The organism is Rhodococcus sp. NPDC058521 (assembly GCF_042719695.1).
Classification (GTDB): domain Bacteria; phylum Actinomycetota; class Actinomycetes; order Mycobacteriales; family Mycobacteriaceae; genus Rhodococcus_F.
In genome coordinates this window covers 247857-266277 of the sequence record NZ_JBHXNL010000006.1, presented here as the reverse complement: position 1 = coordinate 266277, position 18421 = coordinate 247857, and the positions used below count along the sequence as shown (strand labels likewise).

Sequence of the window (18421 nt, the reverse complement as noted above, 5' to 3'; positions counted from 1 at the left end):
GGTGCCATATCGAGCGCGACAGGAATTTCGTGCAGCTCTACGAATCGTCGCGCAGCTCGTAGTACGGGTTGAAAATGACCTTGCGGCCGCCACGGTCCCCGATTCGACCGCGAACCAGCAGACACTTGCCTGTTTCGATTCCCGGGATACGCCGCCGTCCGATCCACACCAACTGAACTTCGTCGGTGCCGTCGAAGAAATCTGCTTCGACGCTTGCATTGCCGGCCTTGGGGCAAGCTTCGACACTGCGTAGACGCCCCAGCATCGTCACTTCCTCGCCGCGACTGCAGTCACAGGCGTGCTGAGCGCCGGAAGCCTGCGAAGTCTCGACCATTTCTTCCGCGTCCAGCTCCTCGAGATCCTCGGTGAGTCTGCGAGTGAGCCGACGAAAATATCCTGCCGTGGCGGATGCCATTGCGCGCTCCTGGAGCATGTGCGGAACGAGTACTTCGTACCGCGTCGTAGGGCCTTCTCTGATCGCAACTGTAACCCCAATTCCCAGCGGTAACCACACCGGCGCACGTGCACTCGACATACCGATGAAAAAGTGATTCGGGACACCGGGCAAGATCGTCCGGGTGCACCGAAAACGCCTGCCGTCGACCGCCGTCGTGCTCCCCGGAACGGGGTCCGACGCCGACTTCGTCGACCGCACTTTCGCCCCCGCTCTGACGGCCGCCGGAGTCCGCGTCGTCCCCGTCGAGCCGGACCCGCGAAGGGTGGTCGGAAGCTATCGAGACGCCCTCCGGTCGGCTACCGCCGAAGCGGGGAGCATTCTCGTCGGAGGTGTGTCGATCGGGGCAGCCGTGGCCCTGGAGTGGGCCGCCGAGCATCCCGCGACGACGTTCGGAGTTCTGGCCGGGTTGCCGGCGTGGACGGGACGGCCTCACGACGCACCCGCCGCGGCAAGCGCGCGCTTCACCTCCGACCGCCTAGGCGAGATGGGGCTCGAGGCTGTCACGGCCGACATGATCGAATCGAGTCCACCCTGGCTGGGGCGTGAACTCGCGAAATCCTGGCGGTCACAGTGGCCCGGACTCCCCGACGCGCTGCGCGAGGCCGCGGAATATCACGCTCTCGACAAGGTGCAACTCGCCGAGCTGACGGTTCCCGTGGGAATCGCCGCAGCGGTCGACGACGCAGTCCATCCCATCGGCGTGGCTTGTGAATGGGCTGCTCGGATTCCCCGAGCAGCCCTTGCCGCATTGACGCTGGACGAGATCGGCGCCGACCCGTCGGCACTCGGCCGAGCGGCTTTCACCGCCCTGACCGACCTCCTCGGCTGACTAGCGCCCCAGCTGCTGCATTGCCGACCCCGACTCACCACGTCGCGGCATCTGCTGGGGTTGCTGCGGCGCCTGCGGCTGTGCCGGTTGCTGCTGTTGAGCTTGTTGCTGCTGCTGAGCTTGTTGCCGCTGGACCGGTTGTTGTTGCTGCTGCTGAACTTGTTGCGGCTGGACCGGTTGTTGTTGTTGCTGAGCCATCTGTTGCTGCTGGGCCTGTGCCAGCTGTTCGGCCAACGCTGCAGGCAGGACAACCGGCAACGGTGTGCGAACCGGGTGCGGGTCCGTTCCACGTTCGACCACCGTGTCCCGAAGAATTTCACGGGCTGCGGCGACCAGTGACGAGTTGGCCGCGTTCGACCCGCTCGGTCCGGCGACAACGCACCGCACCATCCACCGGTACCCGTCGACACCGATGAATCGCAGATCCGCATTCGGTGTCACGGCAAGGATTTCGCGTCCCCACGGGCCGTTCTCGATGTTCACGGTCGCGTTGTCGTTGCGCAGCGATTCGGCGAGATCCCCGGCAACCTCACGCCACTGCCCCGGCGACTTCGGCGCTGCGTAGGCAGCGACGGTGACGCGACCTTCCTGCGTCACCACGTGCACAGCTTGTGGTGTCCCGTTCTGCGCCATCTCGACCTGCAGTTGCGAACCCGGCGGCATGGGGACGAGCACCGAACCCAGATCGAGGCGCTGTCCGTTCACGCCGACGGAGAGATCGGTGTCCGGCTCGAATTCGCCACTGTCGTAAGGGCCTTCGTCCGACTGCTCGACGTGGTCGAGGTCGTCTCCCTCGCCATACTCCCCCGCCTGGTAGTCGTCCTGGTACTCGTCGTACTCGAACGATTCCGATTCCGATTCCGATTCTTCGAAGAATCCATCGACTCGATCGTCGTCCTTCTTCCTACGGCGCCCGAACATGATCACGCTCCTTCCGTGGCGAGACTCGCATGTCCACCGCTCGATCCGTAACCGCCGTCGCCGCGAGTGGTCTCGTCCAGGGAGTCGACTTCCTCGAATGCGACCAGTTCGACTCTCTGTACCAGCAATTGAGCGATCCGATCACCTCGGCGGATCTCGATGGACTGGTCCCGATCGTGGTTGATCAGGCAAACCTTGATTTCGCCCCGATAGCCGGCATCGACGGTTCCCGGCGTGTTGACGACGGACAACCCCGACGTCGCCGCGAGACCGGAACGCGGATGGATGAGACCGACGGTCCCGATGGGGAGCGCGATCGCAATGCCCGTGCCGACGAGTAGGCGGCGTCCAGGCTCGATGGTCACGTCGACCGTGCTGTACAGGTCCACACCGGCATCGCCGTCGTGCGCACGTGCGGGGACCGGAAGGTCGGGATCGAGCCGCCGAAGGGCAATGGAGTGCACCGCGCCGGGATGCCGGGCGTCGGGGTGCAGTGGAGTGGTAGATGCGTCCGTCACGTGCACCGAGCCTACTCGCAGGCCGGTTGCGTCGGACTGGGTATCCTGGGGCCGTGCCACATTTCCCGGACCCCGACGTCGTGCCCTCGGACCAGCCCTCGGCGAACGGTTCGTCGACCGTATTCGCGGAACGGTTGTGGGTCCCGATCTGGTGGTGGGTGGCTGCCCTCTTCGTCGCCGGTCTTCTGGCCGCGGAGTTGCACATGGGGGCGCCGGGGGTGCGCGCCTGGCTGCCTTACCTCTTGGTTCTGCCGATTCCGATCTGGGCGATGTTCTGGATGAGTCGTCTCCGCGTCGAGGTGATCGACGAAAAGGATGGCCGTCATCTGCGCGTCGGCGAAGCGCACTTGCCCGTGGACGTCATCGCCCGGGCGGCGGAGGTACCCGCGTCCGCGAAGAGCGCGGCACTCGGTCGGCAACTCGATCCTGCCGCCTTCGTTCAGCACCGAGCATGGGTCAAGACCATGATCCTGGTCGTACTCGACGACCCGGACGATCCGACTCCTTATTGGCTCGTGAGCACCCGTCGACCCGCCAAGCTCCTCGCCGCGATCGACGGTGCACGTTCTCCCGAATGAGGCGCTGACCGCCGCACGCGGATCATGCAGCGCAGTCCATGCAGATCGGCTGGCCGCCGGCCTCACTCGCCAACCTGCTGCGGTGATGAACCAGGAAGCAGCTCGAACAGGTGAACTCGTCCGCCTGTTTCGGGACGACCCGCACCGAGAGCTCCTCGCCGGAAAGGTCGGCTCCGGGGAGCTCGAACGATTCGGCAGTGTCCGATTCGTCCACGTCCACAACTGCGGACTGAGCCTCGTTGCGTCGGGCCTTCAGCTCCTCGAGCGAATCTTCCGAAACCTCGTCCGACTCCGTACGCCGTGGTGCGTCGTAATCAGTAGCCATGTCCTCTTCCCCTCATCCTCTTCTGTGTATCCCGGCCTTGCACCGAACTCCGAATCGTGTCGACCGGTTGTCCAGTTGAAAAGCCGCCGCGGTGCAGATCACACCCTGCCGTTGATCAACGTTGCAGCTACTCGAAAAGTGCCCGGAAACCACTCCGGAAACCATGATCTACGCCTCATCGGTCCCGCCGATCCACCCTCCTCGTCCACAGTCACGAACTCGTCGGGCCGCCAGACAGTAGCCGAAGCAAGCCTGAAACTGGTAACCGAATCGTCCGATCGCGCAAATTGTCTGCTAATCGTCACCAACACCAGAGCAACCTGTGACATTCCATAGCTCGGTGGGTCGCCACGACTTCACGGCGGGGCCATCTAAGGTAGGTGCCGAACCTTGGCCACATACGGTGGGGCCGAGCACTGTATCGGTGCGCAACACATCGGTGCGCAACATTTGTTCCAGCGCAGTAGGAGAGGTCGAGGCACACCGTGGTTTCACTGATCACCGAAGGCAGTTCCACCGACGACCGCGGACGTCCGTTCCGGCGGCGCCGATCGACTCCTATCGTCGTGGTGCTGTCGATACTTGCTCTGCTCGGCGCGATCGTATGGATCGGCGTGCTGGCGAAAACGACGGAGTCCTCCACAACCGCAGCGTGCAATGCACCCCAAGCCGCCACCAAGCCGGGTGAGACGAACGCAGAGCAGCCCGCCCCTCTGGGCGAGAAGGTGGACAGCGACACTCTCCGGGACGTCGAACCCGCAGCCCTTTCGGCCACCAAGGTTCGCGTGTTCAACGCCAACGGCGAACACGGTCAGGCAACACAGGTCGCCGCACAACTCAGCGACTACGGTTTCGCAAGCGCTCCCGACGTGCAGGCCGGTAACGACCCGGTCTACGTCGACCAGAACCTCCAGTGCCAGGGGCAACTGCGATTCGGCGAGAACGGTCTCGCTGCGGCGAGTACGGCCTGGCTCATCGCGCCGTGTGCGGAACTGATCCAGGACGAGCGCACCGACGACACCGTCGACCTGGCTCTCGGCACCTATTTCCGCTCGATCTCACCGAACGCAGACGCCGAGGAAGTACTTCGTTCACTTCAAGACCCGCCACCGGGATCCCAGCCCGCAGCGCTCGATATCGACCTCCTCAAGGCTGCACGCAGCGCCCGCTGCTGATCGTCCCCGATCCCCCCCACTCGGCCTGTTCCCCGCCAGTCAGTCTGCAGGGATCGGGTCGAGCGCTCCTGCCGCTCGGAGAATCGTCTCGATCTCGTCGGCGATACCCGGCGCAGCAGCCACCACGACCTCACCGGCCGACCCGGTGGAATCGGCGGAGGGAATTCTGACCCGAGCGCCCGCCTCGGTGGCGATCAACGAACCAGCGGCCCAGTCCCACGGATTGAGTCCGTGTTCGAAATGGGCATCCACTCGACCCGCTGCGACCATGCACAGGTCCAGCGCAGCCGATCCGATCCGGCGCACGTCCCGCACCTGAGGCAGGATCTCGGCGATCAGGCGACCTTGAATCCGGCGGCGCTCTCGCCCGTACCCGAATCCGGTAGCGAGCAGAGCCATCGACGCACTCGTCACCGGGTTGCACGCCAACCGATGAACCTCGCCGTTCGTATCCCTCAGGTGGGCCCCGCCACCGGTCGCGGCCGAGTAGATCGCGTCGACAGCCACATCCGCGACGACCCCTGCCACCGAAACACCGTCGATCTGTGCGGCGATCGACACCGCGTGCGCGGGGATGCCGTACAGAAAGTTCACCGTGCCGTCGATGGGGTCGACGACCCACCTGACACCGGCGACCGGACCGGAATGTCCTCCACCTTCCTCACCGAGGATCGAGTCGCCCGGACGGAGCCGGGTGAGCCGGTCACGAATCAACTGTTCGGTTTCGGTGTCGACCACGGTGACCGGATCTGTCGGCGTGCTCTTCGCCTCCACCGACTCCTCTGCGGTTACGGACGCGCCTACCACCCCGAAGACCTCGAGTCGTCGCGTGCGCACGTGCTGCGCTGCCTCTCGCACCACCTCGAGCGCCACGGCCAGGAGGTCACGGGGATCGTTCGAGTACTTTTCGCTCTCTGGTTGCTGCACGAGACCATCGGATCACACTCCGTGCACACTTCTCCACCGCAGAAACGACAGTCGGCGTCCGAGAACGAGGGGCGGCGATTACTGTTGCGATCGACCGAGATTCCGTCAGGATTCATTCGGACGTCCCGCTTTCGAACGATCAGGAGCGCACGCATGACCAGAACCGGTTTCGGTATCGACGTGGGCGGTAGTGGAATCAAGGGAGGCACGGTCGATCTGGCGACAGGCGAGCTGATCGGTGAGCGCATCAAGATCGCCACCCCACAGCCGTCCACGCCCGAAGCCGTTGCACGGACTGCAGCCGAGATCGCAGCGGAAGCCGCGTGGGACGGACCACTCGGAATCACTCTGCCGAGCGTCGTGACCAATGGACTCGCGCGCAGCGCAGCGAACATCGACAAGTCCTGGATCGGCACCGATGCACGGTCCCTGTTCTCGAAGGCACTCGGCCGTAAGGACGTCACGGTCCTCAACGATGCCGACGCCGCGGGTATCGCCGAGGACGCGCTCGGCGCGGGACGAGACGTGGACGGAGTCGTCGTTCTGGTCACGTTCGGAACCGGAATCGGCTCCGCCGTCCTGCACAACGGGGTGCTGCTGCCCAACACCGAATTCGGGCATCTGGAGGTCGGCGGCAAGGAGGCGGAGCATCGGGCCGCATCGTCCGTCAAGGAGGACAAGGACCTCAGCTACAAGGAATGGGCGAAGGAAGTGAGCCGTGTCCTGGAGGCGTTCGAGAATTTGTTGTGGCCCGACCTGTTCATCGCCGGTGGCGGGATCAGCCGCAAACACGAGAAATGGATCCCTCACCTGAAGAATCGGACCGAGGTCGTACCTGCTGCTCTTCTCAACACGGCAGGCATCGTCGGGGCCGCGCTTGCAGCGGATAAGGGTATCGCTCCCTGACTATTGCGATTCGGTCGTTACAATGGTGGAGCCCGGCTGCGCGCCGGCGAAACCAAACAGACCTCTCCGCCGGATGATAACTCTGGCGTGACGCCGCACGACACCGTCACGAAAGGGCGTACGTGGCAGCCACGGATACACGTCAGACTGACTCCACCGAGTCAGTGCCGGATTCACCGGCCGCAGATGCGGCAAACGGTACCGCCCCAGCCAAGAAAGCACCTGCCAAGAAGGCGGCCGCGAAGAAGGCGGCCACCAAGAAGGCTGCTGCAAAAAAGGCACCCGCCAAGAAGGCCGCTGCAAAAAAGGGCGCAGCGAAGGGTACCGAGTCGGACGCCGACGCGCCGGAAGCCGACATGGAGGACATGGAGGTCAGCGAAGGCGATCTGGCTGCCGTCGCGTCCGAGGTCGTCGAGGTCGTCGCCGTCGGTGAGGACGAGGAGGACGGCACGTCCGAGCCCACCGAGAAGGACAAGGCATCCGGTGACTTCGTCTGGGACGAAGAAGAGTCCGAGGCCCTGCGCCAGGCACGCAAGGACGCAGAACTCACCGCATCCGCCGACTCGGTCCGCGCGTACCTCAAGCAGATCGGCAAGGTCGCACTCCTCAATGCCGAGGAAGAGGTCGAACTCGCCAAGCGGATCGAGGCCGGCCTGTACGCCACCCAGCGCATGCAGGAGATAGCGGACGCCGGCGAGAAGCTCCCCGCGGCGCAACGACGCGACTACAGCTGGATCTGCCGTGACGGAAACCGCGCCAAGAACCACCTACTCGAAGCCAACCTTCGCCTCGTCGTGTCGCTGGCGAAGCGCTACACGGGTCGCGGCATGGCGTTCCTCGATCTCATCCAGGAAGGCAACCTCGGCCTGATCCGCGCGGTCGAGAAGTTCGACTACACCAAGGGCTACAAGTTCTCGACGTACGCCACCTGGTGGATTCGTCAGGCCATCACTCGCGCCATGGCCGACCAGGCACGCACCATTCGTATTCCCGTCCACATGGTCGAGGTCATCAACAAGCTCGGCCGTATCCAGCGTGAACTGCTTCAGGATCTGGGCCGTGAGCCCACTCCCGAGGAGTTGGCGAAGGAAATGGACATCACGCCGGAGAAGGTGCTGGAGATCCAGCAGTACGCGCGTGAGCCCATCTCTCTCGATCAGACGATCGGCGACGAGGGCGACAGTCAGCTCGGTGACTTCATCGAGGACTCGGAAGCGGTCGTCGCCGTCGACGCCGTGTCCTTCACATTGCTGCAGGATCAGCTGCAGTCGGTTCTCGAGACACTCTCCGAGCGTGAGGCCGGCGTGGTTCGCCTGCGCTTCGGCCTGACCGACGGACAGCCCCGCACTCTCGACGAGATCGGTCAGGTCTACGGAGTGACGCGCGAGCGTATCCGCCAGATCGAGTCGAAGACCATGTCGAAGCTGCGGCACCCGAGCCGTTCGCAGGTCCTGCGCGACTACCTCGACTAGTTCGGGTCCGACCCTGTTCCGAAGATGGTCCCCACCGGGTGTTCCGGTGGGGACCATCTCGTCGTGCCTGGATTCGACGCCCAGCTCGTCACGTTCGCGGAGCGAATTGCCCGTCCGAACCGGGAAGGTAGTCCTCGACGGAAAGCACCGACTCGACCGGCAGCGGACCGTACAGATGCGGGAACACCATCGAGTCCGGCTCGGAGGGCACGCCGGGCTCCCAACGGATGGGCGCGCCGACCCGGCCGGGGTCGACTTCCAACAGGACGAGATCGGTGCGCCCTGCGAACAGGCGGTTGGCGGGAAGATGGACCTGCGAGGGCATGGACAGGTGCACGAAGCCTTCCGTGCCGAAACCGGCTGGGACGTGCTGCCCCTCGATCTGTGCGCTTGCCCACTCTTCACGGGAGCAGATGTGGACCAGTTCGGACGGCTGGTCGGGCTCTGTGGGATGGTTCACAAACACAGATTAGCGCCAGGTGGCGCCAGCAAATCAGCTGTGAGCGAACGTACCTCGACGCATCCTTGCTTGTCCTGCGTGTTTACCATCGGAGGCAACAGCGAGAAACGCCGACGGGAACAACGCGTAAAGCCCAAACGTCTGACAGAGTAGATCTACCGCGCCGTCCCGGTGCGGCGGACCAAGGCCCCAGGCAACAGGCAACAGCCCAGAGCCAGTACGGAGGAGTCATGCCCGGAACACTGACCACCCCCAAGTTGACTGCAGCCGACCGGTGCGACCGGTGCGGAGCCGGAGCTCGCGTACGCGCAGTACTTCCCACCGGAGGCGAACTGCTCTTCTGCAATCACCACGCCAACGAGCATGCGGATCGACTTCGCGAGATGAATGCAACCATCGTCTCGGAAGACGAAGTGACCGTCTGATGACGTCAGCCCGGGTGAACCCGTTCGCGGCTCACCACATGCAGTACCAACTCGACATGTAGTTCGGCACGAACGAGAACGGCGGGTGAATCACCTAGGTGATTCACCCGCCGTTCTGTATGTCCGCAGCATTCTTTTCAGGCAGTGCGCGTCACCATTTACGCAGTGTCGCGATCCGTTCCGTCAGTTGTTCGACCGACGCGATGGCCGTCGGCGGGCCACCACAGGTGCGCCGTAGTTCCCCGTGGATGACTCCGTGCGCCTTTCCGGTGCGATGGTGGTGCATGGCCACGAGAGAGTTCAGCTCCCGCCGTAGCTGCGCCAGCTGGCCCGCTGTGGCGGCGCGTTCGACCGCCTGGGGTGGCGGGGTCGGCGCTGCCGGTGCGGAAGGCTCCTTGTTCAACTGCTCCTGCTGGCGTTGCCGCAGCAGTGCTCTCATCTGCTCCGCGTCGAGCAGTCCCGGCAGCCCGAGGTAGTCGGCTTCCTCGTCGCTGCCGGAGAAGGTGGCGGAGCCGAACGAGGATCCGTCGTAGATGACCTGATCGAGCTCGGCATCGGCGCCGATCGAGGTGAAAGCCTTCTCGTCCTCGCCCGGTTCGTCCTTCTGTTTGTTGGCATCGGCGAGAAGGTCGTCGTCGAAGCCCTCCTTCTCACGATGCGGCTTGCCGAGGATGTGATCGCGTTGGGTCTCCAACTGGCTCGCAAGGTCGAGCAGGACCGGCACGGAAGGCAGGAACACACTCGCGGTCTCACCCTTGCGCCGCGCGCGCACGAATCGGCCGATCGCCTGTGCGAAGTACAGCGGGGTGGAGGCACTGGTGGCGTACACGCCCACAGCCAGGCGGGGGACGTCCACACCCTCGGACACCATTCGAACGGCGACCATCCACTTCTGCGTGCTCGCGCCGAACTCCGCGATGCGTTTGGAAGCGGTGGGATCGTCCGAGAGAACGACACACGGCTCTTCACCGGTAACCGCGCGGAGGAGTCGCGCGTAGTCACGGGCAACGGTCTGGTCGGTCGCGATGACCAGTCCCCCGGCGTCGGGCATACCGCCCGCACGCAACTGTCCAAGGCGGGTGTTCGCGGCATGGAGAACGGCAGGAATCCACTCGCCCGCTGGATCGAGCGCCGTACGCCATGCCCGCGCGGTCTGCTCGGCGTTCAGCGGCTCCCCCAGTCGAGCGGTGAACTCTTCGCCGGCATTGTTTCGCCAACGGGCTTCACCCGAGTACGCCAGGAACACGACGGGGCGCACGACCCCGTCCGCCAATGCGTCCGAATAGCCGTAGGAATGATCGGCCTTCGACCGCATCAGCCCTTCGCGGTCGGGCTCGTACGTGACGAACGGTATGGCGCTGTCGTCACTGCGGAAGGGCGTACCGGTGAGGGCCAGCCGGCGGGTCGCGCCGTCGAAGGCCTCACGAATGGCCTCACCCCAACTCTTCGCATCACCGCCATGGTGGATCTCGTCGAGGATCACGAGGGTGCGACGCGATTCTGTCCGCACCCGATGTTTGAAGGGGTGCGACGCCACCTGCGCGTACGTCAACACCACACCCTGGAAGTCGCTCGAGGTCTGCCCCGTGGAGTTCGAGAAGCGTGAGTCCAGAGCCAATCCCGAGCGTGCGGCCGATTCCGCCCACTGGTGTTTGAGGTGCTCGGTCGGTGCAACGACGGTGATCTGATCGACTGTCCGGTCGCGGAGCAACTCCGACGCAACCCTCAATGCGAAGGTGGTCTTTCCAGCGCCCGGCGTCGCGACGGCGAGAAAGTCCTTCGGCCCCGTTGCGAGGTACTTCGTGAGCGCGCGGCGCTGCCACGCACGCAACGATCCGCTTCCAGCGGGACCGGCGATGGGTGTGATCTCTGCAGAAGCTGTTTCAGCACTCACAGGCAGTCCTCCGCTGGGATGACACTTGGTACCGCGCTCCTCTGTCCGTGATCGTCGAGTATCGGATGTTGTTGGAGTATCGGGTCCGGAGCCGACACGGACCGTGTGGCGGGACCTTCGTCAATGAAGAGTAACCGCCGTCCCGGACACGTTTCGCATCAGATCTTGGCAGACGATTTGCGACACGACTGCACCCATAGTGGGCATCACGGCGTGTCGTACGGAATGCTGGAACCCATCATGAGTGATTCGCCTGCAAAGACTCCCGGAGGCGTCACCGCCGTACGGAAGTCTCGGCGCCCGCTGCGAACAGTCTTGCGTGTGATCGGCCGCACTCTGGTCAAAGCTTGGGACGATTCGATCTTCGCGAAGGCTGCCACGGCCGCGTTCTGGCAGACCCTGTCCCTTCCGCCGCTCCTGCTGGGTCTCCTCGGCATGCTGGGCTACGTGGGCGGCTGGTTCGGCCCGGACACCGTGGACATCATTCAGTCGAAGATCATCAGCTTCACCGCAAGCATCTTCAGTGACAGCGTCGTCGATCAGATAATCCAGCCCACCGTTCAGGACGTTCTTCGGCGCGGGCGCCCCGAGATCGTGTCGCTGAGCTTCCTGCTGTCACTCTGGGCAGGTTCGTCTGCGATCTCGACGTTCGTCGACTCCATCGTCGAAGCACACGACCAGCAAGATGCTCGGCATCCGGTCTGGCAGCGATTCTTTGCACTTCTGCTCTACGTGATGTTCCTCGTCATGGCGGTATTCACGTTGCCGCTCGTGGCCCTCGGACCAACGCTCGTCGGCAAGGTGCTACCGATGTCGTGGCGATCCACCGGTGGCGAGATCGTCGACACCTTCTACTACCCCGCCGTCGGCCTGCTGCTGATCCTGGGACTCGCGACGCTCTACAAGGTGGCGCTGTACAAATCATTGCCGTGGCATCGCCTGCTGGGCGGCGCATTCGTTGCGGGCGGGTTCTTCCTCGCAGCCAGCACGGGGCTGCGCTGGTATCTGTCGTGGGTCACCCAGACCGGATACACCTACGGGGCACTTGCAACGCCGATCGCGTTTCTGCTCTTCACGTTTTTCCTGGGTTTCTCGGTGGTGATCGGAGCCGAGTTCAACGCCACCATCCAGGAGTTCTGGCCGGCACGGGCGACCCGCATGGAACAGATGCGGGAGTGGATCGCAGCACAGGCCGCGCTCGACGACTCCTCGAGCGGGCCCGTCGCCACGATCACCAGACGCCTCGCAAGCGGCCCGATTCGGACCGTGGCCGGCGCACGCAACGACGCAAAGCAGCCAGGCAGCGATCAGTCCGAGCCCCGTGCACGGGAGTCCCGTGCCGAGGGGCCGGTTCAGTCTCCCTTGCGCAAGCCCTCGTAGATCTTCTTGCAATCCGGGCACACCGGCGAGCCCGGCTTCGCGGACTTGGTGACCGGGAACACTTCACCGCACAGCGCCACGACGTGCGTCCCCATGACCGCACTCTCGGCGATCTTGTTCTTCTTCACGTAGTGAAAGACCTTGGGGGCGTCGTCGTCGGTCGTCTCGTCGGTGCTGACGTCGGGACGTTCCTTTGTCTGAGTACTCACAAATCAATAATGCCGCACTCGGACGTCGTATCGCATCAACCGCTGCGTTCGGACGCGAGTCCGCAGGGCATGGGCCCACCGAAATCGGGATGTGCAATCGGACCCGCAGAGTGGAACAGTGGTAGCCATGGCACGAAGTGCAGGGTTCGGCGGCAGTCACGAGGCCGGATCCCCCGAGAACCCATTCGTCATCACCGAAGCTGCGGATTCGGTCGAAGCGCAGCATCGTGCCCGCGTACGCAAGTACATGCTGATCATGTCGGTGCGATTCCCCGCCCTCATTCTGTCGGCGGTCGCCTATGGAGTCTGGGGCAATCCGTGGATTTCGATGGCCATCATCGGGGTGTCCATCCCGCTACCGTGGATCGCCGTGCTCATCGCGAACGACAGACCGCCGCGAAGCAAGGACGAGCCCAGCCGATACGACCACCACGAGGCCGAATCGAACGCCATCGCTCCTCCGTCGAATCACACCATCGAGAGCTGACCGCGGGCGTCGGCCCCGCCCGGGATCGTCCTGCGACAATGCACGGGTGACAACCCACACACCTCTGTCCTCGATCTGCGACGAGCTGCGACAGGCACTGACCCGTAACCGCTACGACACCGACACTCTGCTCGAGGAACTCGGAGCGCAAGCACACGCTGCACTCGGCCGAAACGAACCTGTCCCCGTACGTCGTGCCTGCGCGTCGTCGGGCGACCTCGGCACCTTGATCCGATTGTTCCTTCTTGCGGACGCACTGCCGGAATCCGAAGTCGCTACCGCGCTGGCGCCGCTCACCGTCGAGGACGCCCTCTCCGCAGGGCTTCTCGAACGAGAGGACGGGCACGGCGAACGGCTACTCGCCGCCGTCGATCTGCGTCCCGTCGACACCGGCTCGGGAACTCACTGGATCTTCTCCGACCTGGACGGGAGCATGCGGCCGCGGCCCACGGTGCCCGATCACGTCATCGGTGTCGGTCATGCTTCCCTGTCACTGGTTCGCGCCACCCCCACAGAACGGGTGGGCACCCTCCTCGATCTGGGAACAGGATGCGGTGTCCAGGCAGTTCACGGCGCTTCGTACGCGGAGCGCATCACCGCGACCGACATCAACCCCCGTTCGCTCGAACTCACCGCCGCCACGTTGTCGTTGAACGAACTGGACATGGAGTTGCTCGAAGGGTCCTGGTTCGAACCCGTCGAGGGGCGACAATTCGAGCAGATCGTCGCCAATCCGCCGTTCGTCGTGAGTGAGGCGAAGGTCGTCGACACGTACCGCGACTCGGGCCTCGATCTCGACGGCGCAAGCGAACTCATGGTGTCGCGAACAGTCGACCACCTCGCACCGGGCGGAACCGCCGTACTGCTGGCGTCGTGGCTGCATCTGGAGGACGAGGACTGGCGGGCACGGGTGGCTTCGTGGATTCCGGCACACGGGGTGGACGCCTGGGTCGTGCAACGCGATGTTGCGGATCCCGCCCTGTACGTGGGCACCTGGATGCGCGACGGCGGGCTCGATCCGAGTCGGCCGGAGTCCGCGCCACGCGCAGAAATGTGGCTCGATCACTTGGAACGAGGCGACGTCGTCGGCATCGGGTTCGGGTTCGTCTACCTGCGCCGCACCGATGCCCCGACCGACCTTCTGGCCGAGGACCTGACTCACGGGTTCGAGGATCCACTCGGGCACGAAGCTCTCGCCTACTTCGACCGAGTTGCGTGGCTGCGGGAACACGACGTGATGCAGGCGCGTTTCCAGGTCGACGAGCACACCGCCCTCGAACGAGTGCACCTTCACGGCGAACAGGGGTGGGAGCAGGTGGTCGCTCGCGTCCACCGCGGAAACGGCCCCATGTGGCAGCACGAGGTGGACGATCTCGGTGCGGCGCTCCTGGCAGGCATGCGTCCGGACGGACTCGTCCTGGGCGAACTCGTCGAACTTCTCGCGTACGCGCACGACCAGGACCCCGACGAGCTGAGTGGTTCCGCTGTCGAACTCGTCCACGGTCTCGTCCGTCACGGATTGATCACACCCGTCGGGGCGTGACCTCCGTCCTGTGTTCCCGCACCCCGGCACACAATTGCGTCTTCTCAGCAACTTCTCAGGACCTGAAGCGAAGAACTGCAGGTCAGAAGAGTTGCACGGGCGGACGGTCGGGAACTTTTCGGCGGTGTCGGCGCGTTGATCCTTATGAGACACCACCGATGAGGAGGCAAGTCATGACAAGCCCCAGCACAACCACTCGCGTTCGCCCCAGTGCCGCCGACATGGACGCGCAGAGCCCCGCAGCCGACCTGGTCCGCGTTTACCTGAACGGAATCGGTCGCACTGCGCTGCTCACCGCCGCCGAGGAAGTGGAACTGTCCAAGCGAATCGAGGCTGGGCTCTACGCCAAGCACGTGATGGCCACCGGCAAGCGCCTCTCCGCTGCGAAGAAGCGTGACCTGGCAACGGTCATCCGTGAGGGCGAGTCCGCTCGCGCTCACCTCCTCGAAGCGAACCTTCGCCTCGTCGTGTCGCTGGCAAAGCGCTACACGGGTCGCGGTATGCCCCTGCTGGACCTCATCCAGGAGGGCAACCTGGGCCTCATCCGCGCGATGGAGAAGTTCGACTATGCAAAGGGCTTCAAGTTCTCCACCTACGCAACTTGGTGGATTCGCCAGGCCATCACCCGCGGAATGGCGGATCAGAGCCGCACGATCCGGCTGCCAGTGCACCTCGTCGAACAGGTGAACAAGCTCGCGCGCATCAAGCGTGAACTCCACCAGCAACTCGGCCGTGAGGCGACCGACGACGAACTGGCGGAGGAGTCCGGTATTCCCGCGCACAAGATCGCCGACCTGCTCGACCACAGCCGCGACCCGGTGAGCCTCGACATGCCGGTCGGCAGTGACGAGGAGGCGCCGCTCGGAGACTTCATCGAGGACTCCGAGGCGACTTCGGCGGAGAGCGCCGTCATCGCCGGGCTTCTGCACACCGATGTCCGCAGTGTGTTGTCCACGTTGGACGAGCGGGAACAGCAGGTCATCCGCCTTCGCTACGGACTGGACGATGGTCAGCCACGCACCCTCGACCAGATCGGAAAGCTTTTCGGTCTGTCCCGTGAGCGTGTGCGCCAGATCGAACGTGAAGTCATGGGCAAGCTCCGTCAGGGCGATCGCGCCGAGCGCCTGCGCTCGTACGCCAGCTGACGGCCTCTACACCCACACGGTTTTCCGCGGGCGTGCTTTCTCCCCTCGGAAGCATGCCCGCGGTTTCTTTTGTCCGAGTCGGTCAGCGCAAACGACGTGGGCCGAGATCGACCATGTTCGGTTCGGGTCCGATCCGTACCCGCGAATCGGTGATCTGTGCGCCCGCCGCCGACGCAAGCACCGGTTCGCACGCAAGTTCGCGTACTTCCGGCAAGTCGTCCGCCAGTGCGGAGATTCGCTGCACCAGGTCGACGAGGGCGGCCTTGTCGACAGGGACAGAGCTCCGGTATCCGGACAGTAGTGGCGCTGCCTTGGGCGCGTCGATCAGCTCGACCGCGGCATCCTCGGTCACCGGTAGGACTCGGTAGGCACGATCACCGAGCAAGTCGGAGATGACGCCGGCGAGACCGAAGGAAATCAACGAACCGAACGACGGGTCGTCCTGGACCCCCACGACGCAGCCGATGCCTTTGGCTCCCATGCGCTGAACATGAAGCAGCGGTTCACCCGACACGGCAGCAAGGTCTCGATACGCAGACCGCACCGAATCGGCGCCGCCGAGATCGAGTCGCACCCCGCCGAGGTCCGGTCGGTGACGCCACTGTTCGCCGGTTGCCTTCACGGCAACGGGATAGCCCAACCCCTCTGCCGCCGCAACGGCTTCGTCTTCCGAGCCGACCGTCCGGAACGGAATCACCTCCACGCCGTAGCAACCGAGAAGTTCCGCAGCTTCCACGTCGGTGAGCCAACGCCCTTCCGACGCTGCGGGTTCCGCAAGCCACCCCGCAACCAGATCCCGGGCACGCTCCGGGTCGAGCGACGCAGGGCGCACCACCTTGGACGGTGGTTTGCGCTGCCACTGGGCGTAACGCCATGCGCGCGCCAAGGCCATCGCCGCTCGCTCCGGACCCGGGTAGGACGGCACCGAACCCCGCATCGGGTTTCCATCCACACCACGAACGGCCAACGCATCGGGAACACCCTCTGCGGCAAGGAAAGTCGAAAGAACGGGCTTGTCACTCCCCCGCACCGCGTCCTTGAGCGCCGCGGCATACGGCTCGACAGCCACCGCAACGGGCGGAACGAACACCGCGATGACCGCGTCGATGTCGAACGACTCCACCGCCGTGCGCACGCCGGCCGCGAAGTCCGTCGGCCCTGCCTGTGGTCCGAGGTCGACCGGTTCACCGACCTGCAGGCCTTCGCTGCGTGCGGCGTCGGCGGCGAGTACACCCAACGCCGTCGAATTGCCCACCACAGCAACCCTCGGGCCGGCCGGCAAGGGTTGGAACGCGAAGAGCAGCGCGCTGTCGAACAATTGCGAGATCGAGCCCACCTGCACCACGCCGGATTGTTCGAACAGGGCACGCACGATGGAGTCGTCCATCTCTGCACCGGTTGCCAGCGCCGGCGGGACGGCGTGCCGACCGCTCTTGACCGCCACCACCGGCTTCGTTCGTGCGACTCGGCGCGCGATCCGGGAGAACTTGCGCGGATTGCCGAAGCTCTCGAGGTAGAGCAACACGACCTCGGTCGCGGGATCCGAATCCCAGTACTGCAGCAGATCGTTACCCGAGACGTCGGCGCGGTTACCGGCAGAGACGAACGCCGACAATCCGATCCGGCTGCGCGCTGCCTCGTCGAGAATGGCGATTCCCAAAGCGCCCGACTGGCAGAAGAAGCCCACGTTGCCCGCAGTCGGCAGCACCGGGGCCAGCGTGGCGTTCAACGAGATGTCCGGGTCGTTGTTGGCCACTCCGAGCGCATTCGGGCCGATCAGCCTCATGCCGTGCTTGCGGGCCGAATGTACGAGTCGCCGCTCGGACCTTCGACCTTCGTCGCCGGTTTCACTGAAGCCGGACGACACCACGACCAGGGCCTTCACACCCTTGGCCAGGCAGTCGTCGAGGACGGCGTCGATACTCTCTGCCGGAACTGCAACAACGGCCAGATCGACTTCGTCGGGGATGTCACGCACTGTCGGGTAGGCGCGTACACCACGTATGGAGCGACTCTCGGCATTCACCGGGTAAACGGGGCCGGTGAAACCGCCCCGGAGTAGGTTCACGAGAACCGCGCTGCCCACCTTCGACCGGTCACCGGACGCGCCGATGACCGCCACGGAACGGGGGCTGAGCACATTCTTCATACTTCGAGCCTCGGCAGCTCGCTCCCTCGAATTGCGCACCGACACCAGAGCTTCCGTGGGGTCGATGTCGAATTCGAGGCGCAGGACGCCACCTTCGTAGGTCCTGCTGACCTGATATCCGGCCTCGCGGAACACGGTCACCATGTTCCGATTCTCGGACAGCACTTCGGCTACGAACTGCGTCAGCCCGTTCTCCGCCGCCGCCCCGGCGAGATGCTCGAGCAGGATCGGACCCAGGCCGCGTCCCTGATGGGCGTCGGCAACGACGAACGCGACCTCGGCAGAATTCCCGTCGCCCACACCGATCAGGCGCTCGTAGCGCCCGACCGCGATGATCTCGTCCCCGAGTACCACTACGAAGGCGACACGATTGCGATGGTCCACCGTCGTGAAGTTGGTGACGTCGCGCTTCGACATGGTGGGATACGGCCCGAAGTACCGCAGGTACCTGGTGCGCTCGGAAAGCTTGGCGTGGAACGCGATGAGCCGATCTGCATCCTCGGGCATGATCGGTCGCAGTGAGACGGCCCCACCGTCCGACGCGAGGATGTCGGCCACCCAGGTCCGTGGAAACGGATGCGGGCCGTCGCCGATTCGTTCCTGCAGACGCGAGATGTCGAT

19 protein-coding genes are annotated in these 18421 nt (G+C 64.6%); 10 read left to right on the top strand and 9 right to left on the bottom strand.

Going from position 1 to position 18421, the window contains the following annotated elements:
• Positions 1 to 37: 37 nt before the first annotated feature.
• Positions 38 to 415, bottom strand: coding sequence for a DNA-binding protein (locus tag ACFWO3_RS12775; RefSeq protein WP_378577818.1), 378 nt, complete (start codon positions 413 to 415; stop codon positions 38 to 40).
• 163 nt (positions 416 to 578) lie between these two features.
• On the opposite strand from ACFWO3_RS12775, the gene ACFWO3_RS12770 reads away from it, so the two are divergent.
• Positions 579 to 1286, top strand: a complete 708-nt coding sequence (locus ACFWO3_RS12770; protein WP_378577816.1) for an alpha/beta hydrolase — start codon at positions 579 to 581, stop codon at positions 1284 to 1286.
• Here the strand turns inward: ACFWO3_RS12770 and ACFWO3_RS12765 are convergent, their stop codons facing one another.
• Both ACFWO3_RS12765 and dut read right to left on the bottom strand, forming a co-directional pair.
• On the bottom strand, positions 1287 to 2207 hold the full coding sequence (locus ACFWO3_RS12765) for a DUF3710 domain-containing protein (RefSeq protein WP_378577814.1): 921 nt from the start codon (positions 2205 to 2207) through the stop codon (positions 1287 to 1289).
• 2 nt (positions 2208 to 2209) lie between these two features.
• Complete coding sequence (gene dut / locus ACFWO3_RS12760) at positions 2210 to 2671, bottom strand: dUTP diphosphatase (RefSeq protein ID WP_378577882.1); 462 nt, start codon at positions 2669 to 2671, stop codon at positions 2210 to 2212.
• Between the two features lie 107 nt (positions 2672 to 2778).
• Between dut and ACFWO3_RS12755 the strand changes: the two genes are divergently transcribed.
• Entirely contained in the window at positions 2779 to 3303 is a 525-nt protein-coding gene (locus ACFWO3_RS12755; protein WP_378577812.1) for a DUF3093 domain-containing protein, read from the top strand.
• A 22-nt stretch (positions 3304 to 3325) separates the two neighbouring features.
• Here ACFWO3_RS12755 and ACFWO3_RS12750 read toward each other — a convergent pair whose 3' ends face one another.
• Positions 3326 to 3628 (bottom strand): DUF4193 domain-containing protein, encoded by a 303-nt coding sequence (locus tag ACFWO3_RS12750; RefSeq protein WP_378577810.1) that lies wholly within the window; start codon positions 3626 to 3628, stop codon positions 3326 to 3328.
• A gap of 485 nt (positions 3629 to 4113) precedes the next feature.
• Between ACFWO3_RS12750 and cei the strand changes: the two genes are divergently transcribed.
• Positions 4114 to 4803, top strand: coding sequence for an envelope integrity protein Cei (gene cei / locus ACFWO3_RS12745; RefSeq protein ID WP_378577808.1), 690 nt, complete (start codon positions 4114 to 4116; stop codon positions 4801 to 4803).
• 39 nt (positions 4804 to 4842) lie between these two features.
• On the opposite strand, the gene ACFWO3_RS12740 is transcribed toward cei, so the two are convergent.
• Positions 4843 to 5730, bottom strand: coding sequence for an inositol monophosphatase family protein (locus ACFWO3_RS12740; protein ID WP_378577806.1), 888 nt, complete (start codon positions 5728 to 5730; stop codon positions 4843 to 4845).
• A 153-nt stretch (positions 5731 to 5883) separates the two neighbouring features.
• On the opposite strand from ACFWO3_RS12740, the gene ppgK reads away from it, so the two are divergent.
• Together ppgK and ACFWO3_RS12730 are read left to right on the top strand one after the other, a co-directional pair.
• Positions 5884 to 6636 (top strand): polyphosphate--glucose phosphotransferase, encoded by a 753-nt coding sequence (gene ppgK, locus ACFWO3_RS12735; RefSeq protein ID WP_378577804.1) that lies wholly within the window; start codon positions 5884 to 5886, stop codon positions 6634 to 6636.
• Positions 6637 to 6758: 122 nt separating this feature from the next.
• The gene (locus ACFWO3_RS12730) at positions 6759 to 8108 is read left to right on the top strand and encodes an RNA polymerase sigma factor (protein WP_378577803.1); all 1350 of its coding nucleotides are present in this window, start codon (positions 6759 to 6761) and stop codon (positions 8106 to 8108) included.
• Positions 8109 to 8196: 88 nt separating this feature from the next.
• Here the strand turns inward: ACFWO3_RS12730 and ACFWO3_RS12725 are convergent, their stop codons facing one another.
• Positions 8197 to 8568, bottom strand: coding sequence for a DUF952 domain-containing protein (locus ACFWO3_RS12725; RefSeq protein ID WP_378577801.1), 372 nt, complete (start codon positions 8566 to 8568; stop codon positions 8197 to 8199).
• Positions 8569 to 8798: 230 nt separating this feature from the next.
• Between ACFWO3_RS12725 and ACFWO3_RS12720 the strand changes: the two genes are divergently transcribed.
• Positions 8799 to 8993 (top strand): hypothetical protein, encoded by a 195-nt coding sequence (locus ACFWO3_RS12720; RefSeq protein ID WP_378577799.1) that lies wholly within the window; start codon positions 8799 to 8801, stop codon positions 8991 to 8993.
• Positions 8994 to 9144: 151 nt separating this feature from the next.
• Here the strand turns inward: ACFWO3_RS12720 and ACFWO3_RS12715 are convergent, their stop codons facing one another.
• The gene (locus tag ACFWO3_RS12715) at positions 9145 to 10887 is read right to left on the bottom strand and encodes a DEAD/DEAH box helicase (RefSeq protein ID WP_378577797.1); all 1743 of its coding nucleotides are present in this window, start codon (positions 10885 to 10887) and stop codon (positions 9145 to 9147) included.
• 240 nt (positions 10888 to 11127) lie between these two features.
• On the opposite strand from ACFWO3_RS12715, the gene ACFWO3_RS12710 reads away from it, so the two are divergent.
• Complete coding sequence (locus ACFWO3_RS12710; RefSeq protein ID WP_378577795.1) at positions 11128 to 12267, top strand: YihY/virulence factor BrkB family protein; 1140 nt, start codon at positions 11128 to 11130, stop codon at positions 12265 to 12267.
• Here the strand turns inward: ACFWO3_RS12710 and ACFWO3_RS12705 are convergent.
• A complete protein-coding gene (locus ACFWO3_RS12705) occupies positions 12240 to 12476 on the bottom strand; it encodes a DUF3039 domain-containing protein (protein WP_378577793.1) in 237 nt (78 codons plus the stop codon). The genes ACFWO3_RS12710 and ACFWO3_RS12705 overlap by 28 nt on opposite strands.
• Positions 12477 to 12603: 127 nt before the next feature.
• Here ACFWO3_RS12705 and ACFWO3_RS12700 point away from each other — a divergent pair, with 127 nt between their 5' ends.
• The 3 genes from ACFWO3_RS12700 (at position 12604) to ACFWO3_RS12690 (ending at position 15651) form a co-directional block, all read left to right on the top strand.
• Positions 12604 to 12963 (top strand): DUF3099 domain-containing protein, encoded by a 360-nt coding sequence (locus ACFWO3_RS12700; RefSeq protein ID WP_378577791.1) that lies wholly within the window; start codon positions 12604 to 12606, stop codon positions 12961 to 12963.
• A gap of 46 nt (positions 12964 to 13009) precedes the next feature.
• Positions 13010 to 14506, top strand: coding sequence for a methyltransferase (locus ACFWO3_RS12695; RefSeq protein WP_378577788.1), 1497 nt, complete (start codon positions 13010 to 13012; stop codon positions 14504 to 14506).
• Between the two features lie 173 nt (positions 14507 to 14679).
• Positions 14680 to 15651 carry a sigma-70 family RNA polymerase sigma factor gene (locus ACFWO3_RS12690; protein ID WP_378577786.1) on the top strand — a complete coding sequence of 324 codons (972 nt, stop codon included), beginning with the start codon at positions 14680 to 14682 and terminating at the stop codon, positions 15649 to 15651.
• Between the two features lie 82 nt (positions 15652 to 15733).
• On the opposite strand, the gene ACFWO3_RS12685 is transcribed toward ACFWO3_RS12690, so the two are convergent.
• Positions 15734 to 18421: a GNAT family N-acetyltransferase gene (locus tag ACFWO3_RS12685; protein WP_378577880.1), complete on the bottom strand. Its 2688-nt coding sequence runs from the start codon at positions 18419 to 18421 to the stop codon at positions 15734 to 15736.